The organism is Pseudomonas sp. 478 (genome assembly GCF_003254125.1).
Classification (GTDB): Bacteria; Pseudomonadota; Gammaproteobacteria; order Pseudomonadales; family Pseudomonadaceae; genus Aquipseudomonas.
Genome location: NZ_QKZG01000015.1, coordinates 129354 through 146316, shown reverse-complemented (window position 1 = coordinate 146316; position 16963 = coordinate 129354). Strand labels below are relative to the sequence as shown.

Genomic DNA, 16963 nt, shown 5'->3' with positions numbered 1-16963 from the left:
CGGGATAAGGAGTAGCCGAAGGCGTTGCGTGCAGCACATCGGCGGCGGCGCGCAGGGTGGCGTGATTCGCGGGCAATTGCAAAACCGGGATATTACGGGATGTCTCCTGGCATTCAGGCAAGCCTTGACCGCTGGTCTGAAAGGTCCGCCCACCTGTGATTTCTGACAGTAGACAAGTTCAAAGTTTTATGACGTGAAACGGGAGAATCGCCATGAGATTTTTGTGGAAAGGATTTTCCAGCTACACGGTAGTCGGGGTCGCCAACACGCTGATCCACTGGCAAATTTTTTTCCTGCTGAGCGTGGGGGCCGGCCTCAGTCAGGCGGTCAGCAACCTGGCTGCCTTCTGCGTTGCCGCCTCGTTTTCCTTCTACATGAACGCGCTGTATACCTTCGAAGCCAAGGCGTCGGTCGGCGGTTATCTTCTATTCTTGGGAGCTATGGGGGCGCTGAGCCTGGGCGTCGGCCATGCCGGTGACGTATGGAGACTTCATGGCCTGCTGACGGTATTTATCTTTTCGGCATTGAGCCTGGTGCTTGGCTTTCTGTTTTCAAAGTACGTGGTCTTTCGCGAGCGCAGTGCATGAGAGTCTCGTTGATCGTTCCGGTATTCAATGAAGAACAGGCGATCAGCCTGTTTTATCAGGCCGTGCGTCGCGAGTTGAGGCTTGACCCGGCCGAGGTCGAAATCGTGTTCATCAACGATGGCAGTTCCGACCGCACGGCCGAGGAGGTCAAGGCCCTGGCGCAGGCCGATGAACAGGTCTTGCTGATCAACTTCTCGCGCAACTTCGGCAAGGAACCGGCGTTGTTCGCCGGCCTGGAATATGCCACCGGCGATGCGGTGATTCCCATGGATGTCGATTTGCAGGACCCGATCAGCGTCATCCCGCGGTTGATTGGCGAATGGCAAAAAGGCGCGGATGTGGTGCTCGCCAAGCGCCGGGATCGCACCACCGACAGTTACCTGAAACGCCACAGCGCTTCGCTGTTCTACCGTGTGCTGAACCGCATCGCTTACACCCGCATCGAAGAAAACGTCGGGGACTTTCGGCTGATGGATCGCAAGGTGGTCGACGTGATTCGCGCGCTTCCCGAGCACCAGTTGTTCATGAAAGGCGTGCTGTCATGGGCCGGGTTCAACACTGTGGTGGTGGAATACGAGCGCGCCGAGCGAGTGGCGGGCACCAGCAAGTTCAATGGCTGGAAGCTCTGGAACCTGGCGCTGGAAGGCGTGACTTCGTTCAGTACGGTGCCGTTGCGCTTATGGACGTACGTCGGTGGCGGAATCTCGATCTTCGCGGTGCTCTACGCGGTGTACATGGTGCTGGACAAGATTTTCTTCGGCAACAGCGTCCCCGGTTACCCGTCGTTGATGACGGCCATTCTGTTTCTCGGCGGCGTGCAGCTGATCGGCATCGGCATCCTCGGTGAGTACGTCGGCCGTATCTACATCGAAGCCAAGCATCGGCCACGTTACGTGGTGAAAGACATCGTCGGCGGCAAAGACCGGCTCGGGTTTTAGCATGGGCAGGTTCAGCGACTTTTTCGGCAAGGAACTCGGGCGTCGGCAGGTCTGGCTGTTTTTTCTGTTGGCGACCTTGGTGTATGTGGTGCCGCTGCTCCTCGCGGACTATCCGTATATCGATGACAACTGGCGATCGTTGTCGGCCGGTATGGCCTGGACGGGGCAGGGGCGGTTGTTCAGCGAGCTGTTGTACAACCTGCTGACGTTCAGCAATGCCGCGCCGAACATCTTTCCGCTGCCGCTGTTGATCGCCACACTGGCCATGGCTGCGGCGCTGACCAGCCTGACGTTTCATTACTACCCGCAACCGACGATTGCCTGCTGCCTGGTGACGCTACCGCTCTGGTACAACCCGTTCTTTCTGCAAAACCTGTCTTATCAATACGACGGGCCCTCCATGGCGTTGAGCGTGGTGGCGGTCACCTATGCGATCACCTTTCGGCCCCCCTCGCGCATTCAGCAGTGGCTGGTGCCGTCCTTCCTGGTTGCCTTGGCGATAGGGCTGTATCAGGTGAGCTTCAATGTGTTTCTCGGGTTGTGTTGCGTGGAGGTACTCAGGGGCGCCAATGACAAACTGGCCTGGCCGCAATGGTGCGGGTTGATCGGCTGGAAAATCGCTCAGGCCTTCCTGGGCTGTCTGATTTACGCCGTCAGTGCTTATCCGTTCACTCAACACAATCGCACCCTGCTGCTGAACTGGAACGCGGAGCCGTTGCTGCAACTGCACGTCAACATCGCCAGGGTGCTGGAAAAAGTCGTGCTGCTGTTTCACGGCGGATTTGCCTGGGTGTTCGCCGGGTTGTTGCTGTGCGCCATGGCTGGCGCGGTTCGCCTGGGGCTCAACGTCGTGACGCGTCAGGACAGCACAGTAAACAAAATGCTGATCGGCCTGATCTGTGTGCTGACATTACCGGTAGTGACCTTACTGGTGTCGGGTATGGCGCTGTTTTTCCGGGACTTCAATGAAGGCGCCAGGACCCTGATGGGCTTCGCGGTCCTGTTGGTGCTGTTGTTCTATTTGAGCCATCTGGCGCTGGCACGAATCCACCAGCGGCTGCCGCTGGTGTTGATGATTCCGTTGCTGGCGATGCTTTCGCTGTCGTATGCCTACGGGCGCGTGCTGACGGTGCAGAAAGCCTTCGCGGCCAGCGCGCTATTGAGTCTTCAACACGACATCGTGTCGAATCGACAGCTGTTCGAAGCCAAGCGCATTTACATGTCAGTGACCTATTCCGATCACTGGTTGCTGGGGGCGGCAGGCTCGTTCAAGCAGATGCCGGTGTTGCACTATCTGCTGAACATCGACTTCTACATGCTGGCCGAGAACCTGCCGAAAGTGGGGATCACCAACGTCGTTGCGGAGAAGGAGCGACGTAACGCGACCCGGGTAGGTTATCAGCACTTTGCGCCGCTGGTGGAGAGCCAGTACTACCGGATTTATCTGATTGGCGATTACGGTTTTATTGTCATGAAAGAGCCAGCGCCGATTAAGGCGCTGCACTGGTAAAGCGCGATGACAGGGGCCGTCGGGTTCAGGCCGCTACGACTTCATTCGGCTCAAAACTGTCCGCCCGCGCCATCTGCCACATCCGCGAGTAAAACTCGCCATTCACTTCCCCGGTCAACAATTCCCCCGGTTTCAAGAACACATGCAACTGCGAGAACAATTTGATCTCGGTCGCCGACATGCGCCGTACCAGATGCTTGGCCGATAGCTGCGAAGGATGTTCCAACCCGGCAGCGGCGAGCATTTCGGCCAGGGCCTTGAGCGTGTTGCGGTGGAAGTTGAAGACGCGTTGGGCCTTGTCCGGGACGACGAGTGCGCGTTGGCGCAGGGTGTCCTGGGTGGCGACACCGGTCGGGCATTTGTTGGTGTGGCAGCTCTGCGACTGGATGCAGCCGATGGCGAACATGAAGCCGCGTGCCGAGTTGGCCCAGTCGGCGCCGATGGCCAGGACGCTGGCGATGTCGAAAGCGCTGACGATCTTGCCGCTGGCGCCGAGTTTGATTTTGTCCCGCAGGTTCAGGCCGACCAGCGTGTTGTGCACGAACAACAGGCCTTCGCGCATGGGCACACCGATGTGGTCGGTGAATTCCACAGGCGCGGCGCCGGTGCCGCCTTCCTTGCCATCGACCACGATGAAGTCGGGGAGGATGCCGGTTTCCAGCATGGCCTTGGCGATGCCCATGAATTCCCACGGATGACCCAGGCAAAACTTGAAGCCCACCGGTTTGCCGCCGGACAGTTCGCGCAACTGCTGGATGAAATGCATCAACTCGATCGGTGTGGAAAACGCGCTGTGCCGCGACGGCGAGATGCAATCTTCGCCCATCAGGATGCCGCGGGTTTCGGCGATTTCCCGGGTGACTTTGTGCTTGGGCAGGATCCCTCCGTGGCCGGGTTTGGCGCCCTGGCTCATCTTGATTTCGATCATCCGCACTTGCGGCGTCTGCGCTTGTGCGGCGAAGCGTTCCGGGTCGAAGCGCCCGTCAGCGGTGCGACAGCCGAAGTAGCCGCTGCCCAGTTCCCAGGTCAGGTCGCCGCCGTTTTCCCGGTGATAGGCGCTGATGCTGCCTTCACCGGTGTCGTGGGCGAAGTTGCCGAGTTTCGCCCCTTGGTTCAACGCCCGAATGGCGTTGGCGCTGAGGGAGCCGAAGCTCATGGCCGAGATGTTGAACACCGACGCCGAGTACGGCTGCGTGCACTGCGGGCCGCCGACCGTGACCCGGAAACTGCTCGGGTCGCTCAACGGCGCCGGGCGCATGGAGTGGCCGATGAATTCGAAACCCGACTGATACACATCGATCAAGGTGCCGAAGGGTTTGTCGGCGCTTTCGTTCTTGGCCCGTGAATAGACCAGCGAACGCTGAGCCCGGGAGAAGGGCAGGGCGTCGCTGTCGGACTCGAGCAGGTACTGGCGGATTTCCGGGCGAATACCCTCCACCAGATAGCGGATGTTGCCGAGGATCGGGTAATTACGGCGCACGGCGTGAGGGCTTTGCAGCAGATCGAACAAGCCCACGAGGCTGAGAATGCCGGTGGCGACGGTGATCGGCCAGAGCCAGTCGTGCTCCAGGAAGGGCAGGCTGGCGAGGGTAAACATCACACAGACGGCAAAGAAGGCGTAGCGGCTCAGGAGTGACAGGCTCATACGGTTTCCTTGGGTTCGGACTCAATGGGTTGCAAGCCTGTGGCATGGGCTTTTGTGGCGAGGGGATTTATCCCCGTTGGGTTGCGAAGCAGCCCCAAAACTATTCACCGCGGTTTAACTGAAAGACCGCATGCATAGGTTTTACGACTGCTGCGCAGTCGAACGGGGATAAATCCCCTTGCCACAGGAAATCTATCGACACAGGAAAGCATTTCAAGGCTGTGTCAGGCATTTTGTGCCTGGAGAAAAATCGAAAACAGCTCTGACTGGGATTTGATCCCCAGTTTGCTGTACATGTGTTTCTTATGGACTTTCACGGTTTCAACAGAGATTTCCAGCTTACGGGCGATTTCTTTACTGGAGCAACCGCTGAGCATCAAGCGCCCGACATCCAGTTCCCGGGCGGTCAATTGCGCGCCTTTGAGTTGCTGCACTGACGTCTCCAGCTGCACGCGCCAGTCGACTGGCGGTGGTGCTGGCGCGAGGGCCACGACTTCGTTGATTTCGTAGGGCAGGCGCTGGCGTAACAGGCCGAGCACCCAGGGCTGGATCAGCGACAGCAAGGCGATCTGCTGGCCGCTGAAACGCTGCTTGCTGCCCAGTGACAGGCACAGCGTGCGGTCGCCTTCGAGTTGGCAATTGAACTGGATTTCATCGGCCACCACATTCAGACGAAAGTAGCGCTGGTAATACTCGGTCAGCTCGAAATGCTCCGGCGCCACTTCCGACAGGCGATAAAGCCCGGTGCGCGATTGCTCGCGACAGGCGATGTAGAACGGATCGAGCAGGTACAAACCGCGCAGATAATCCTGGAACAACTGATCGGGACTGCCGTCCGCGCCCGGACATTCGGCGAACACTTGCGGGTGCTGATCGGCGCTGAAAAGCAGCGCCACCCAGCTGTCGAAGGTCACGTACTGATCCAGCAACCGTACCAGCTGCGTCCAGAAATTGGGCTTGTCCAGGGCGTCGATCAGTTGCCCGACCGAGCGGTGCCACGCGATGTCGTCTAACGAAAGTGTCATGCCTCTACCCCTATCGGGTTACCCCAGCGGCGTGATTTCCCGGCCGGTGGCTTGCTGCGCATACTGGCGCACAGACACCGACCGGGCAATCTTTCTGCCAGCCTGGTCAAGAACAAGGAATACCTATGAAAGTCGAACTCGCCCAGTTGGCGGGCCGTGACAACGACACGGCTTACAACCTCGACCGCGCGCTGAAGGCGATGGCGGCCTGTGCTGCCGATACGCAGCTGATCGTGTTTCCCGAAACCCACCTGATGGGCTTCCCGACCCTCGAGGCGTTGGCCGAAACCGCCGAACCGCTGGACGGTCCGACCGTCAGCGCGGTGCTGGCTGCGGCCCGTGAACGCCATATCGCCGTGGTGATCGGCATGGCCGAGAACGACAACGGCCGCTTCTACAACACCACGCTGCTGATCACCCCTGAAGGTATCGCGCTGAAATACCGCAAGACGCACCTGTGGGCGTCGGACCGCGGTGTGTTCGAGCCCGGCGACCGTTACGCCACGTGTGAGTGGAACGGTGTGCGGGTCGGCCTGCTGATTTGCTACGACATCGAATTCCCTGAAACCGCCCGGGCCCTGGCGCAATTGGGGGCCGAACTGTTGATCGTCACCAACGGCAACATGGACCCTTACGGCCCGACTCACCGCACCGCGATCATGGCCCGCGCCCAGGAAAACCAGGCGTTTGCGCTGATGGTCAACCGGGTGGAAGAGGGCGATGGCGGGTTGGTGTTTGCGGGCGGCAGTGCGCTGGTGGATCCGCTGGGTACTTTGTTGTTCGAGGCCGGGCGGGAGGAGGGGCAGTTTGCAGTGGAGCTGGACCTGAATCAGCTGACGGCGGCGCGGCAGGATTATCGGTATCTGGATGATCAGCGGCTGCGGTTGCCGGGGGAAGTGGTGGAGCAGATCGGCGGTGTTCGGGAGTTATTGATTCCTGAGCGTTAAACCAAGCCCTCACCCTAACCCTCTCCCGGAGGGAGAGGGGACGGACCGAGGTGCCTGGACGATTGACTGCGAACTGCGAGAGCGAGTCGAACTCAGGATTTGAAAAGCATGGAGGTCGAGCTCCCTTTCCCCTCTCCCCCGTGGGGAGAGGGGACTGACCGAGGTGATGCGAAGCTCTACATCGACCTGAATAACCGAGTCGAACTCAGGATTTGAAAAGCATGGAGATCTGCCCCCTTTCCCCCTCTCCCCCGTGGGGAGAGGGCTGGGGTGAGGGGTGGCTTTTGAAGTAGACGTAAATTTTTGCCGAACTCGGCTCTGCCATAAATCTAATAAATTCGGAGTAGTCGCTCATGGCTCATTTGCAACGCACCCTGTCATTGGGGTCGGTGGTGCTGTTCGGCATCGCCTACATGACGCCGATCATCGTGCTCGGCACCTTTGGCATCCTCGCTCAATCCACCGCCGGCATGGTCCCGGCCGCTTACCTGGCGGCGCTGGTGGCGATGTTTTTCACCGCCATGAGTTACGGCCGAATGGCCTCGGCGTTTCCCGTCGCGGGCTCGGCCTATAGCTATGTCCGCAAGGCGATCAGCCCGAAACTCGGTTTCATCGCCGGTTGGGCCGTGCTGCTCGACTACCTGTTCCTGCCGATGGCGATCTGGCTGATCGGCGCGGCCTACCTCAACTCCGCGTTCCCGGCCGTGCCGCAGTGGATCTGGGTACTGGCGTTCATCGGCATCACCAGTGCAATCAACATCGTCGGTCTGAAACTGGCCAACGGCATCAACGCGTTACTGATGCTGGTGCAGTTCCTGGTGCTGATCGCCTTCGTTGCGCTGTGCGTTCATTACGTCGGTGGTGATGCGAGCACGCCGTTGTGGTCGGTCAAACCGTTCTTCAACGGTGATATGCAGATGCCGCTGATCATGAGCGGTGCAGCCATCGCCTGTTATTCATTCCTCGGGTTTGACGCGGTCAGCACCCTGACCGAAGAAACCCGCGACCCGCGCCGTACCATCCCGCGAGCGATCATGCTGATCACCCTGATCGGCGGGTTGATCTTCGTCGGTGTGTCGTACTTCGTACAGATCGCGCATCCGTCGTTCCAGTTCGACAGCGTCGACTCGGCAGCCTATGAAATTGCCCGCAACATTGGTGGTGACCTGTTCGTGTCGATCTTCCTGATCGGCCTGATCGTCGGCCAGTTTGCGTCGGGCCTGTCGGCGCAGGCCAGCGGCTCGCGGCTGTTGTTCGCCATGGGTCGTGACGGCGTGCTGCCAAAATCGTTCTTCGGCACCTTGCATGAACGCTTTGGCACGCCGGTCAACAGCATCCTGCTGTGCGCCGTGGTCGCGTTGCTGGCACTGAAACTGGACGTCACCACCTCGACCTCGTTCATCAACTTCGGCGCGTTCCTGGCGTTCAGTCTGGTGAACCTGTCGGTGATCTTTCACTACTGGATCGGCGGTGAGCACAAAGGGCTGCGTGAATTCGTGTTGTTCCTGCTGTTCCCGTTTATCGGTCTGGCGGCGGATTTGTGGCTGATGGTCAGCCTCGATCACCTGGCGATCTATCTGGGGTTGAGCTGGCTGGCGATTGGCGTGGTGTACCTGGCGGTGCTGACCGGTGGCTTCCGTCGCCAGCCACCGGAGATGGATTTCCAGGAAGCCACATTTTGATTGGTGTTCAGGCGGCTGATTTTGTCTGGTGCACGGGCAACTGGACCCTGAAGGTTGTGCCCACCCCAACTTCACTGCGCACCGTAATATCCCCCCGGTGTTTTTTCACGATGCCATAGGACAGGGACAACCCCAGTCCCGTCCCCTGGCCCACCGGTTTGGTGGTGAAGAACGGGTCGAAGATTTTTTGCAGGCAGTCCGGCGCAATGCCGGCGCCGGTGTCTTCGACCTCGATCCACACCGTTTCCGCTTCAAGCCCGGTGCGCAAAGTGATGGTGCCGCGCTCCGGGCCGATGGCCTGAGAGGCGTTGACGATCAGGTTCATGATCACCTGATTGATTTGCGAAGGCAGGCATTCGATGTCGGGCAGGGTCTGATATTCCTTGAGCACATCGGCCTTGTACTTGAGTTCGTTGGCGACAATGTTCAAGGTCGATTCGATGCCCTGTTGCAGATTGGCCCACTGCCATTCCTGATTGGAGTCCACCCGGGAGAAGTCCTTCAGGTCCTTGACGATCTGCCCGACCCGGTTGATGCCGTCCTTGGATTCCTTGATCAGCAGCGGAATGTCCTCGCGCAGGAACTCCAGCTCGACCCGTTCGCGCAGTTGGTTCAAACGCTCGATGAGCTCGCTGGAGCCGATCGCTTCTTCCGCATCGCGATAGGCGTCGAGCATTTCCTGCAGTTGTTTGAAGTAGCCGTCCAGGGTGCCGAGGTTGGAGGAAATGAAGCCGATGGGGTTGTTGATTTCATGGGCGACGCCAGCCGCGAGCTGTCCCAATGAAGCGAGTTTTTCCGATTGCACCAATTGGGTTTCCAGCTGTTTGCGCTCGTCGACTTCCCGCTGCAATTCAACGCTGGTTTCTGTCAGTTGCCGGGTTCGGCGTTCGACCATTTGCCCTAAATGGTCCATCTGCACGCTGGCCCGTTCGGTCATGTCCCATTTGGTCAACAGGGTGTTGGCCATCTGCTGGACTTCAATGTTGTCGAACGGCTTTTTCAGGATCAGCAGCCGGTCATGTGCGTTCAATCGATCAAGCAGTTCATCCCAGGAATAGTCGGAATAGGCGGTGCACACCACCACTTGCAGGCGTGGGTCGGCCTGCCACAAATGTTCGATGGTCTGCGCACCGTCCCAGCCCTCGGGCATGCGCATGTCGACAAAGGCCAGGGCGTAGGGGCGGTTTTCCTGCAAGGCCCATTTGAGTTTGCCCAGGCCTTCCTGGCCGCCATAGGCCGAGTCGAGCTCGAACAGTGCACGGGTTGATTTCACTTCGCTGCCAAACAGCTCGGCCTCCATCTCGTCCAGTTCGACGGTCTGCTCCGGCATGGGCGTGAGAATCTTGCGGAAATCCACGTGAATGGACGGGGTGTCATCGATCAGCAGAATGCGTCGGTTCGAAAGCTCGCTCATGCTTCCTCCTTGACGGTTTTCAGCGGGATCTGCAACGTGAACAGCGCGCCCTTGCCCGGTCCGTCGCTGTGGGCGGTGAGGTGGCCGTTCATTTCGATGGCGGCCAGGGCGCAGCTGTGCAGGCCGAAGCCGTGGCCTTCCTTGCGGGTAGTAAACCCGTGGGAAAAGATGCGCGTCATGTTTTCCTCGGCGATGCCTTCGCCGTCGTCCTTGACGCTGACTTGCAGGATCTTGTCTTCGACGATTTTGACCCCCAGGGTCATTTGTCGTGGGCGATTGGTGAGGTCGGACATGGCGTATTTGGCGTTGCTGATCAGGTTGATCAGGATCAGCAACAATCGGTGCTTGTCACCCATGACCTGCGGCACATCGCCGTATTCCTTGACCACCGTGACGTGGTGTCGGGTCAGGGCGCCGGAGTTCATGCGCAGGGCGTCCTCCAGCAATTCGCTGATGTGCAGCGGTTCCATCAGGCTGTTGGCGCCTGCATAGGACTGCTGGGTGGCGACGATGTCCTTGATGTGGTCCACGCTTTTGGTCAACTGGGCCAGTTCGTCGGTCATGCCTTGTTGTTCCAGGGCTATCGCGTCCACCAGTTGATTCAGGTAACCGGGTAGCAACTTGCCTTTCGGGTCGTCGGTCAGAAAGGTGCCGAGGTCACCTTGATGGTCGTTGATCAGCTGCATGGCCTTGCCCAGGCCCAGCGCCTTGCTGCCGCGCAGTTTGCGGCTCACCAGGTCGGCCGAAATGTTCACGCTGTTGAGCACGTTGCCGACGTTGTGCAGCACATTGGTGGCGATCTCGGCCATGCCGGCCTGGCGCGCGGTGTCGAGCAGTTCGCTCTGGGTATCCTTGAGTTCGCGGGTGCGCTCTTCAACCCGCAGCTCCAGGTCTTCATTGGCGGTTTGCAGGGCTTTGTTGACGCGGTTGATCACCGTGAAACTGCGCATCAGGTGAATCGCCAGGTACACCAGTAACAGCACCAACAGTACGGAAAACACCAGCATGTAGAAGTGATAACGCTGATTGGCCGCGTCGGTCCGCTGCTGGTCGGTGTTCAGCAGATTGGTAATGTCGTCCAGGCGTTCGGCCACGGGAACGGCTTCGATGTTTTCCAGTAAGCGATTGACTACCGGCTGCTCACGCAGGATCAGTGAAATATGGTTGTTGAGAATATCGATCGGACTGTGGAACTGTTCAGGTAGACGCTGTTTGTTCACCCCCATTTTGTTCAGCCCCAACAGGATGTCGGCCGCCTTGTCGTCGGAGGTGACCTGAGCGAACTCCAGGCTGCTGAGCAACAAGTCATACGTATCGGTGGCGATGTTCTGAAGTTGCAGTTTGTCTTCGTCCGCCAACCGGGCCAACTGTTCCTGAATGTCGTCCTCGGCGGTGGGCAGGAACGCCAGTGAGTTGCGCAGCACGGCGTTGTGAGACTTGAACTGCTCCACCAAGCGGGTCTTTTCCTGAATGGCGCTCAGGTACGCATCATGGCTGGTGCGCCAGACGGGCGAGTCGTTGCGGCCATGGCTCGACTCCATGGTGTCGAACCGCTCCCAAAGGTCCGTTATCTCGGTCAGTGGCGAGACCAACGGATCGTAGTTGTGACTGATGGCGATCCTGGCCTTGAGGATCTCGGTTTCCCATTGTGCGTTCAGCTGTTTGATCCGGCCGATCAGGTCCCGGGATTCGGCGTAGGTTATCGTCTGGTTCGAGCTGGATTTGAGGTACAGAAACAGCAGCACTGAAGCCAGCATCAGAGCCACGACGCCAAGCAACGCCAGGTTGCGGCGGTTAGACGTTTTCATAAGGGCTTGCCTCCCCATTCACCGGTCAGGGTCTTGAGGAATTTGATGATCAGCGTTTTGTCGTCGGCAGAGGGAATACGACCGAGCTGGAACTTGAACATCACATCCACCGCTTCTTCAAGAGTCTTGGCCGAACCATCGTGAAAGTATGGCGCGGTCACGGCGACGTTGCGCAGGCTCGGGACCTTGAACACGTTGCGGTCCTCTTCGTCTTTGGTGACCAGATAGCGGCCCAGGTCGGCTTCGGTGGGGTTGCCTCGAGTCTTGAAGTAGTCGCCCATGACCCCGAACTTCTGGAACATGTTGCCGCCGATGTTGACGCCCTGGTGGCAGGCGATGCAGCCGTAGTCCTTGAAGCGTTGGTAACCGTATTTCTCGTCGAGGGTGAGAATGTCGGTATCGCCTTGCAGGTATTGGTCGAAACGCGAGTTGGCGCTGATAAGCGTGCGTTCATAGGTGGCCAGGGCATTCTGCACATTGTTCATGGTCACGCCGTCCGGGTAGGCGTTGGCGAACGAGGTCTGATAAGCCGCATCGGCGGTCAGCATCTGCACCACATGTTCCCAGTTACTGCCCATTTCACTGGGGCTTTGCACCACGCCGTGGATCTGGGTTTCCAGTGTGTCGGCGCGGCCGTTCCAGAATTGTCGGAAATTCAGGCTGGCGTTGAACACGCTGGGGGTGTTGATCGTCACTGGAACGCCGTTGAACCCGAGGGAAAACGCCTTGTTGTCGGCACCGCCATTTTCCAGTCGATGGCAACTGGCGCAGGACAGTGAATTGTTGACCGACAAGCGTGTCTCGTTGAACAACTGGCGACCGAGCTCGATCCGCAGCGGATTTTGCTGGGGCACCGCCGGCAGTGGTTTGAGCGGTTCATCCAGCGGTGCGGCGCCAGCGCTCAGGCAGAGGCCGAACAACGGCGCCAATAGCAGACGGTGAAAAGAAGGCGACATCTGATGATTCCTTGGCTTGGGCCTGCGCATCGTTCACGTGGCTGCGGATGAAGAGGGCTTCACCGACCCCAGATACCGGACGAAGGCGTCCGGCGCCACGGCTTTACTGAAGTAGTAACCTTGACCCTCTTCACATTGATGTGACTTGAGGAAGTCCAGTTGTTCGAGGGTTTCCACCCCTTCGGCAATGATGGTCAGCTTGAGGCTCCGGCCCAGGCTGATGATGGCGCTGACCAGCGCGGCGTCGCTGCTGTCGCGGCTCAAGCCGCGAATGAACGACTGGTCGATTTTCAGCACGTCGATGGGAAAACGCCGCAAGTAGCTCAGGCTGGAATAACCGGTACCGAAGTCATCGATGGCCAGTCGTACGCCCATCACCTTGAGCCGGGCCAGAGCGTTTACCGTGGTTTCGACGTTCTGCATCAACACGCCTTCGGTGATTTCCAGCTCCAGCAAGGCCGGTTCCAGACCTGTTTGTTTGAGAATCTGTTCGATGCCGTCGACAAAGTCTCGCTGACGGAAATCGATGGCCGACATATTCACCGACATACAGATTTTCGGCAGCCCCGCGGCCTGCCAGGCGCAGGCTTGTCGGCACGCCTCGGCGAGCACCCATTTGCTCAACGGCACGATCAAGCCGCTGTCTTCGGCAATACTGATGAAGTCCGAGGGGTAGACCAGACCGTGCCCCGGTTTTTGCCAGCGGATCAACGCCTCGGCACCGACCACCTGGCCACTGACCAGGTCCAGTTTGGGCTGGTAATGCAGGACAAATTCGTTGCGTTCCAGCGCCAGGCGAATGCCGCTCTCGATGCTTTGCTGATCCCGGGCGCGCTGGTTCATCTCGTCGATGAAAAACCTGAAATCGTTCGGGCCGCTTTCCTTGACGTTGCGCATCGCGGTTTCGGCTTTCTTGATCAGCGCGATGGCATCGAAGCCGTCGTCCGGGTAAATGCTGATGCCCAGGCTGGCGGTCACGCTGAGGTCGTGGCCGGCAATGTGCTGGGGCGCGCGGATGGCGTTCAAGAGTTTTTCGGCGATGCCCTTGGTCTGTTGGGGATGGCGGACGTCGGCGAGGATCACCACGAATTCATCGGAACCGTAGCGAAACACCGAGTCGGACTCGCGCACCGTCGCCACCAGATTGCGCCCGACCTGTTTAAGCATTTCGTCACCGGCCGGATGACCCAGGGCATTGTTGATGCGCTTGAAGCGATCGAGGCCCAGAAACATCACGGCCAGTTGTTTGTCATGGCGCCGGGACAGGGCCAGGGACTGGTTCAACCGGTCACCGAGCAAGGTGCTGTTGGGCAGCTCGGTCAGTACGTCGTACTGCAACAGGTGCGACACCTTGAGCAGTTCGTGGACCCGCGCCTCGATGGTTTGCTCCAGGCTCAGGACCTTCATCGCCGCGTCTTGCGCCATCTGCCATTTCCAGGTCAGTGCACTGGCCATCTGACGGATTTCCAGGCTGTCGAAAGGCTTTTTCAGCACCAGCAACTGGTCGCCGAATTCCAGTCGTTCGGCCATGTCTTCCCAGGTGTAATCGGAAAAAGCGGTGCACAACGCGATTTGCAGGTGAGGGTCGGCCTTCCACAGTTGTTCGATGGTTTCCAGGCCGTCCCAGCCCGGTGGCATGCGCATGTCGGTGAACGCCATGGCATAGGGGCGACCTTCGGCCAGTGAGCGCGTGACCAGTTCGAGGGCTTCCTGGCCCTGGTAGGCCGAGTCGAGCTGGAACGTCAGCCGATCAAGCTGCACGGTGCCGAACAGGGCTTCTTCAGCCCCGGCCAGGGTCTGTTCGCCTCCGGGCTCTTCTCCTTCGATCTCGGCGCCAAGAATCTTGCGAAAATCCTCATGAATCGAGGGCGTGTCATCGATGATCAAGATGCGCCGGTTAGTCCGCACGAAAGGCGTTTTCATCCTTTGTCCTCCGTGGAGCGCGGCGAGTTTTCCAGAATCGGCCCGATGTCATGGTTCGGGGGCACGATGCTGCCGGCCTTCAGCAGCTCGGCGGCCTGCTGGCTGCTGACCGCTTTGCTGAAAAAGTAACCCTGGGCGTTCATCGGTGAACCGGTGGCCATCAGCGAGCTGCGCTGCTCCTGGGTTTCGACGCCCTCGGCAATGATGCCGATCCCGACTTCACGGGCGAAGTTGATGATGGCGCGCAAGGTGTTCGCGCTGGCCGGATCGCGGGCGGCGGTGTCGATGAAGGCCTGAGCGAGTTTCAGGTGATTGACCTGGTAGGTCTTGAGGTAGTCGAACGAGGAGTACTCGGTGCCGAAGTCGTCGATGGCGATCTTCACCCCCAGTTCACGCAGGCGCGGCAGCACATCGTTGTGGGTCCATTTGGTCTGGGCCAGTGTCGCTTCCGTGACGTCGAAGCGCAGGTCCCAGGGGCAGAGTTCCCAGCGCGCGGTGGTGCGCAGCACGTCATAGATCAGTTCGGGACCACTTTTAAGTTGCGCCAGGGACAGCTTGATCGCAATCACCGGCGGCGCCATTCCCTCATCGCGCCATTGACGCATTTGCCGGCAGGCGCGATCCAGCACCCAGTGACCGAGCGCGACGATGGTGCCGGTCTTTTCCGCCGCGGGCAGGAACGCCGGGGCTTCCAGCAAACCGCGCTCAGGGTGGTTCCAGCTGACTTGCGCTTCCATGCCGAGGATTTTGCCGCTGGTCAAGTCCACTTCCGGCCAGTAATGCAGTTCGAGTTCTTCGTGTTCGATGGCCGTTCTCAGGTCGCTGGCGATGGTCATGCGTTCGACCACCTCCTGATTGATCTCTTCGGAGTGAAAGTGGTACTGGTTGCGGCCCTTTTCCTTGGAGCGATACAGCGCCATGTCGGCTTGGGTCAGCAGGCTGTCGGCGCTGGTGCTTTCCGGGGTACAGCTGCTGATGCCGATACTCACCGAGACCCGCACATCATTGCCGGCCAGGGAATAGGGCAGTACCAACGTATCGCGGATCTTGGCGGCCAGGGCTGCGGATTGGGTCGGGTCGCCGACGTCCAGTTGCAAGATCGCGAACTCGTCACCGCCGAGGCGGGCCACCACATCGTTTTCGCGCACACAGTCCTTGATCCGGCGGGCAACCTCTTGCAGCAACAGGTCGCCCACCGGATGGCCGAGGGTATCGTTGATGCGTTTGAAGTGATCCAGGTCCAGGTAAAACATGGCGAACGGTGCCGCCCCCCGACGCGCCGAGGCGAATGCCTGGTGCAACCGCTCGATCAGCGTCGCCCGGTTGGCCAACCCGGTCAGCCCGTCGGTGCGGGCCAGCAGGGCGATTTTCTCTTCGGCCAGTTTACGTTCGGTGATGTCGATGATGATGCCTTCGACTTCCAGCAAACGGCCTTCATCGTCGCGCACCGGGATGTAGCGGTTTTCGACCCAGCGCCAGGCGCCTTCGCCAGTGCGCATCCGGAATTCGATGGAAGCACCTGCCGCATGACGGTCCAGCACCCGGGCCATGGCGGTGTCGACCTTGGTTTGATCATCGGGATGGATCAGTTCCTGGGCCCAGTTGGTCGAGGTGACCAGTTTCGCCGCGACATGACCGTATTTGGTGATGTTGTGCGAGATGTACATCAACGGAAACGACGGTTCGCCGCGTAACCGATACAGAATGGTCGGGCTGTTCTGCACGATGATGTTGGCGTCGGACAGCTCTCGGGTGCGTTCTTCGACCGCCTGTTCGAGCAGCGACATCTTCAGCTCTGCGTCTTCGGTCATTTGCCACTTGGCCGTCAATGCGCTGGCCATCTGGCGGATTTCGATGGCATCGAAGGGTTTTTTCAGAATCAGCAGGCGATCGCCCAGTTCCAGGCGTTCGTCGATGTCTTCCCAGGAATAGTCGGAATAAGCGGTGCACAGCGCCACTTGCAGCTTGGGATCGACCTGCCATAGCCGTTCGATGGTTTCCAGCCCGTCCCAGCCTGGCGGCATGCGCATGTCGATGAAGGCCATTGCATAGGGCATGTCGTTGGCCAGCGCCGTCTCGACCTTGTCCAGGGCTTCGAGGCCCTGAAACGCCGAATCGAGCACGAAGCTCTGCAGCGATAGCGCCGCAGGAGTGCCGAACAGGGCATTTTCGGCGCTGATCAGGCTGTCGTCATCGATCGATGGCGGACTGAGGATCTTGGCGAAGTCCGCATGAATCGAGGCTGTGTCGTCGACGATAAGAATCCGTCGGTTGGTCCGCGCCAGCAGCGTATTTATCGACATACGCCAGTACCGGCGGCAGCTTGATGCGGTTTTCGCATGGGGGCTTCCTTTCCAAAATCACCTGACCGGACGTGCAGATTTGGATCCGAGTCAGCTCAGCATAGTCGCCTGTCCAGCACTTCGCGCAACTCAATGAGCTGAATCATTTCTGTTGGCGGGCTGAAAATCATCTAGCCTGTAGGTCAGGCTCCGGCAATAGGGGATGTTTGCCTCGGGGCCTGCCAC

At 59.3% G+C, this 16963-nt stretch carries 12 protein-coding genes; 5 read left to right on the top strand and 7 right to left on the bottom strand.

Annotated elements, in window-relative coordinates; translation table 11 throughout:
- Positions 1–212: 212 nt before the first annotated feature.
- The 3 genes from DFS28_RS25955 to DFS28_RS25945 are packed head-to-tail and all read left to right on the top strand — an operon-like array spanning position 213 to position 3035.
- Positions 213–587: a GtrA family protein gene (locus tag DFS28_RS25955; protein WP_111452022.1), complete on the top strand. Its 375-nt coding sequence runs from the start codon at positions 213–215 to the stop codon at positions 585–587.
- Positions 584–1525, top strand: coding sequence for a glycosyltransferase family 2 protein (locus DFS28_RS25950; protein ID WP_111452021.1), 942 nt, complete (start codon positions 584–586; stop codon positions 1523–1525). Before DFS28_RS25955 ends, DFS28_RS25950 begins: the two co-directional genes overlap by 4 nt.
- A gap of 1 nt (position 1526) precedes the next feature.
- The gene (locus DFS28_RS25945) at positions 1527–3035 is read left to right on the top strand and encodes a glucosyltransferase domain-containing protein (protein ID WP_111452020.1); all 1509 of its coding nucleotides are present in this window, start codon (positions 1527–1529) and stop codon (positions 3033–3035) included.
- Positions 3036–3060: 25 nt separating this feature from the next.
- Here DFS28_RS25945 and DFS28_RS25940 read toward each other — a convergent pair whose 3' ends face one another.
- Positions 3061–4680: an FMN-binding glutamate synthase family protein gene (locus tag DFS28_RS25940; protein WP_111452019.1), complete on the bottom strand. Its 1620-nt coding sequence runs from the start codon at positions 4678–4680 to the stop codon at positions 3061–3063.
- 224 nt (positions 4681–4904) lie between these two features.
- Positions 4905–5705 carry a LuxR C-terminal-related transcriptional regulator gene (locus tag DFS28_RS25935; protein WP_111452018.1) on the bottom strand — a complete coding sequence of 267 codons (801 nt, stop codon included), beginning with the start codon at positions 5703–5705 and terminating at the stop codon, positions 4905–4907.
- A gap of 125 nt (positions 5706–5830) precedes the next feature.
- Between DFS28_RS25935 and DFS28_RS25930 the strand changes: the two genes are divergently transcribed.
- Both DFS28_RS25930 and DFS28_RS25925 read left to right on the top strand, forming a co-directional pair.
- Positions 5831–6652, top strand: coding sequence for a carbon-nitrogen hydrolase family protein (locus DFS28_RS25930; RefSeq protein WP_111452017.1), 822 nt, complete (start codon positions 5831–5833; stop codon positions 6650–6652).
- Positions 6653–7005: 353 nt separating this feature from the next.
- Entirely contained in the window at positions 7006–8334 is a 1329-nt protein-coding gene (locus DFS28_RS25925) for an APC family permease (RefSeq protein ID WP_111452016.1), read from the top strand.
- A gap of 7 nt (positions 8335–8341) precedes the next feature.
- Here the strand turns inward: DFS28_RS25925 and DFS28_RS25920 are convergent, their stop codons facing one another.
- The 5 genes from DFS28_RS25920 to DFS28_RS25900 are packed head-to-tail and all read right to left on the bottom strand — an operon-like array spanning position 8342 to position 16738.
- Positions 8342–9748: an ATP-binding protein gene (locus DFS28_RS25920; RefSeq protein WP_111452015.1), complete on the bottom strand. Its 1407-nt coding sequence runs from the start codon at positions 9746–9748 to the stop codon at positions 8342–8344.
- Entirely contained in the window at positions 9745–11556 is a 1812-nt protein-coding gene (locus tag DFS28_RS25915) for a DAHL domain-containing protein (RefSeq protein WP_111452014.1), read from the bottom strand. The genes DFS28_RS25920 and DFS28_RS25915 overlap by 4 nt, the downstream gene beginning before the upstream one ends.
- Positions 11553–12512 carry a cytochrome-c peroxidase gene (locus tag DFS28_RS25910; protein ID WP_111452013.1) on the bottom strand — a complete coding sequence of 320 codons (960 nt, stop codon included), beginning with the start codon at positions 12510–12512 and terminating at the stop codon, positions 11553–11555. Before DFS28_RS25910 ends, DFS28_RS25915 begins: the two co-directional genes overlap by 4 nt.
- A gap of 33 nt (positions 12513–12545) precedes the next feature.
- Positions 12546–14435, bottom strand: a complete 1890-nt coding sequence (locus tag DFS28_RS25905) for a bifunctional diguanylate cyclase/phosphodiesterase (protein WP_111452012.1) — start codon at positions 14433–14435, stop codon at positions 12546–12548.
- Positions 14432–16738 carry a bifunctional diguanylate cyclase/phosphodiesterase gene (locus tag DFS28_RS25900; RefSeq protein WP_111452011.1) on the bottom strand — a complete coding sequence of 769 codons (2307 nt, stop codon included), beginning with the start codon at positions 16736–16738 and terminating at the stop codon, positions 14432–14434. Before DFS28_RS25900 ends, DFS28_RS25905 begins: the two co-directional genes overlap by 4 nt.
- Between the last annotated feature and the right edge of the window lie 225 nt (positions 16739–16963).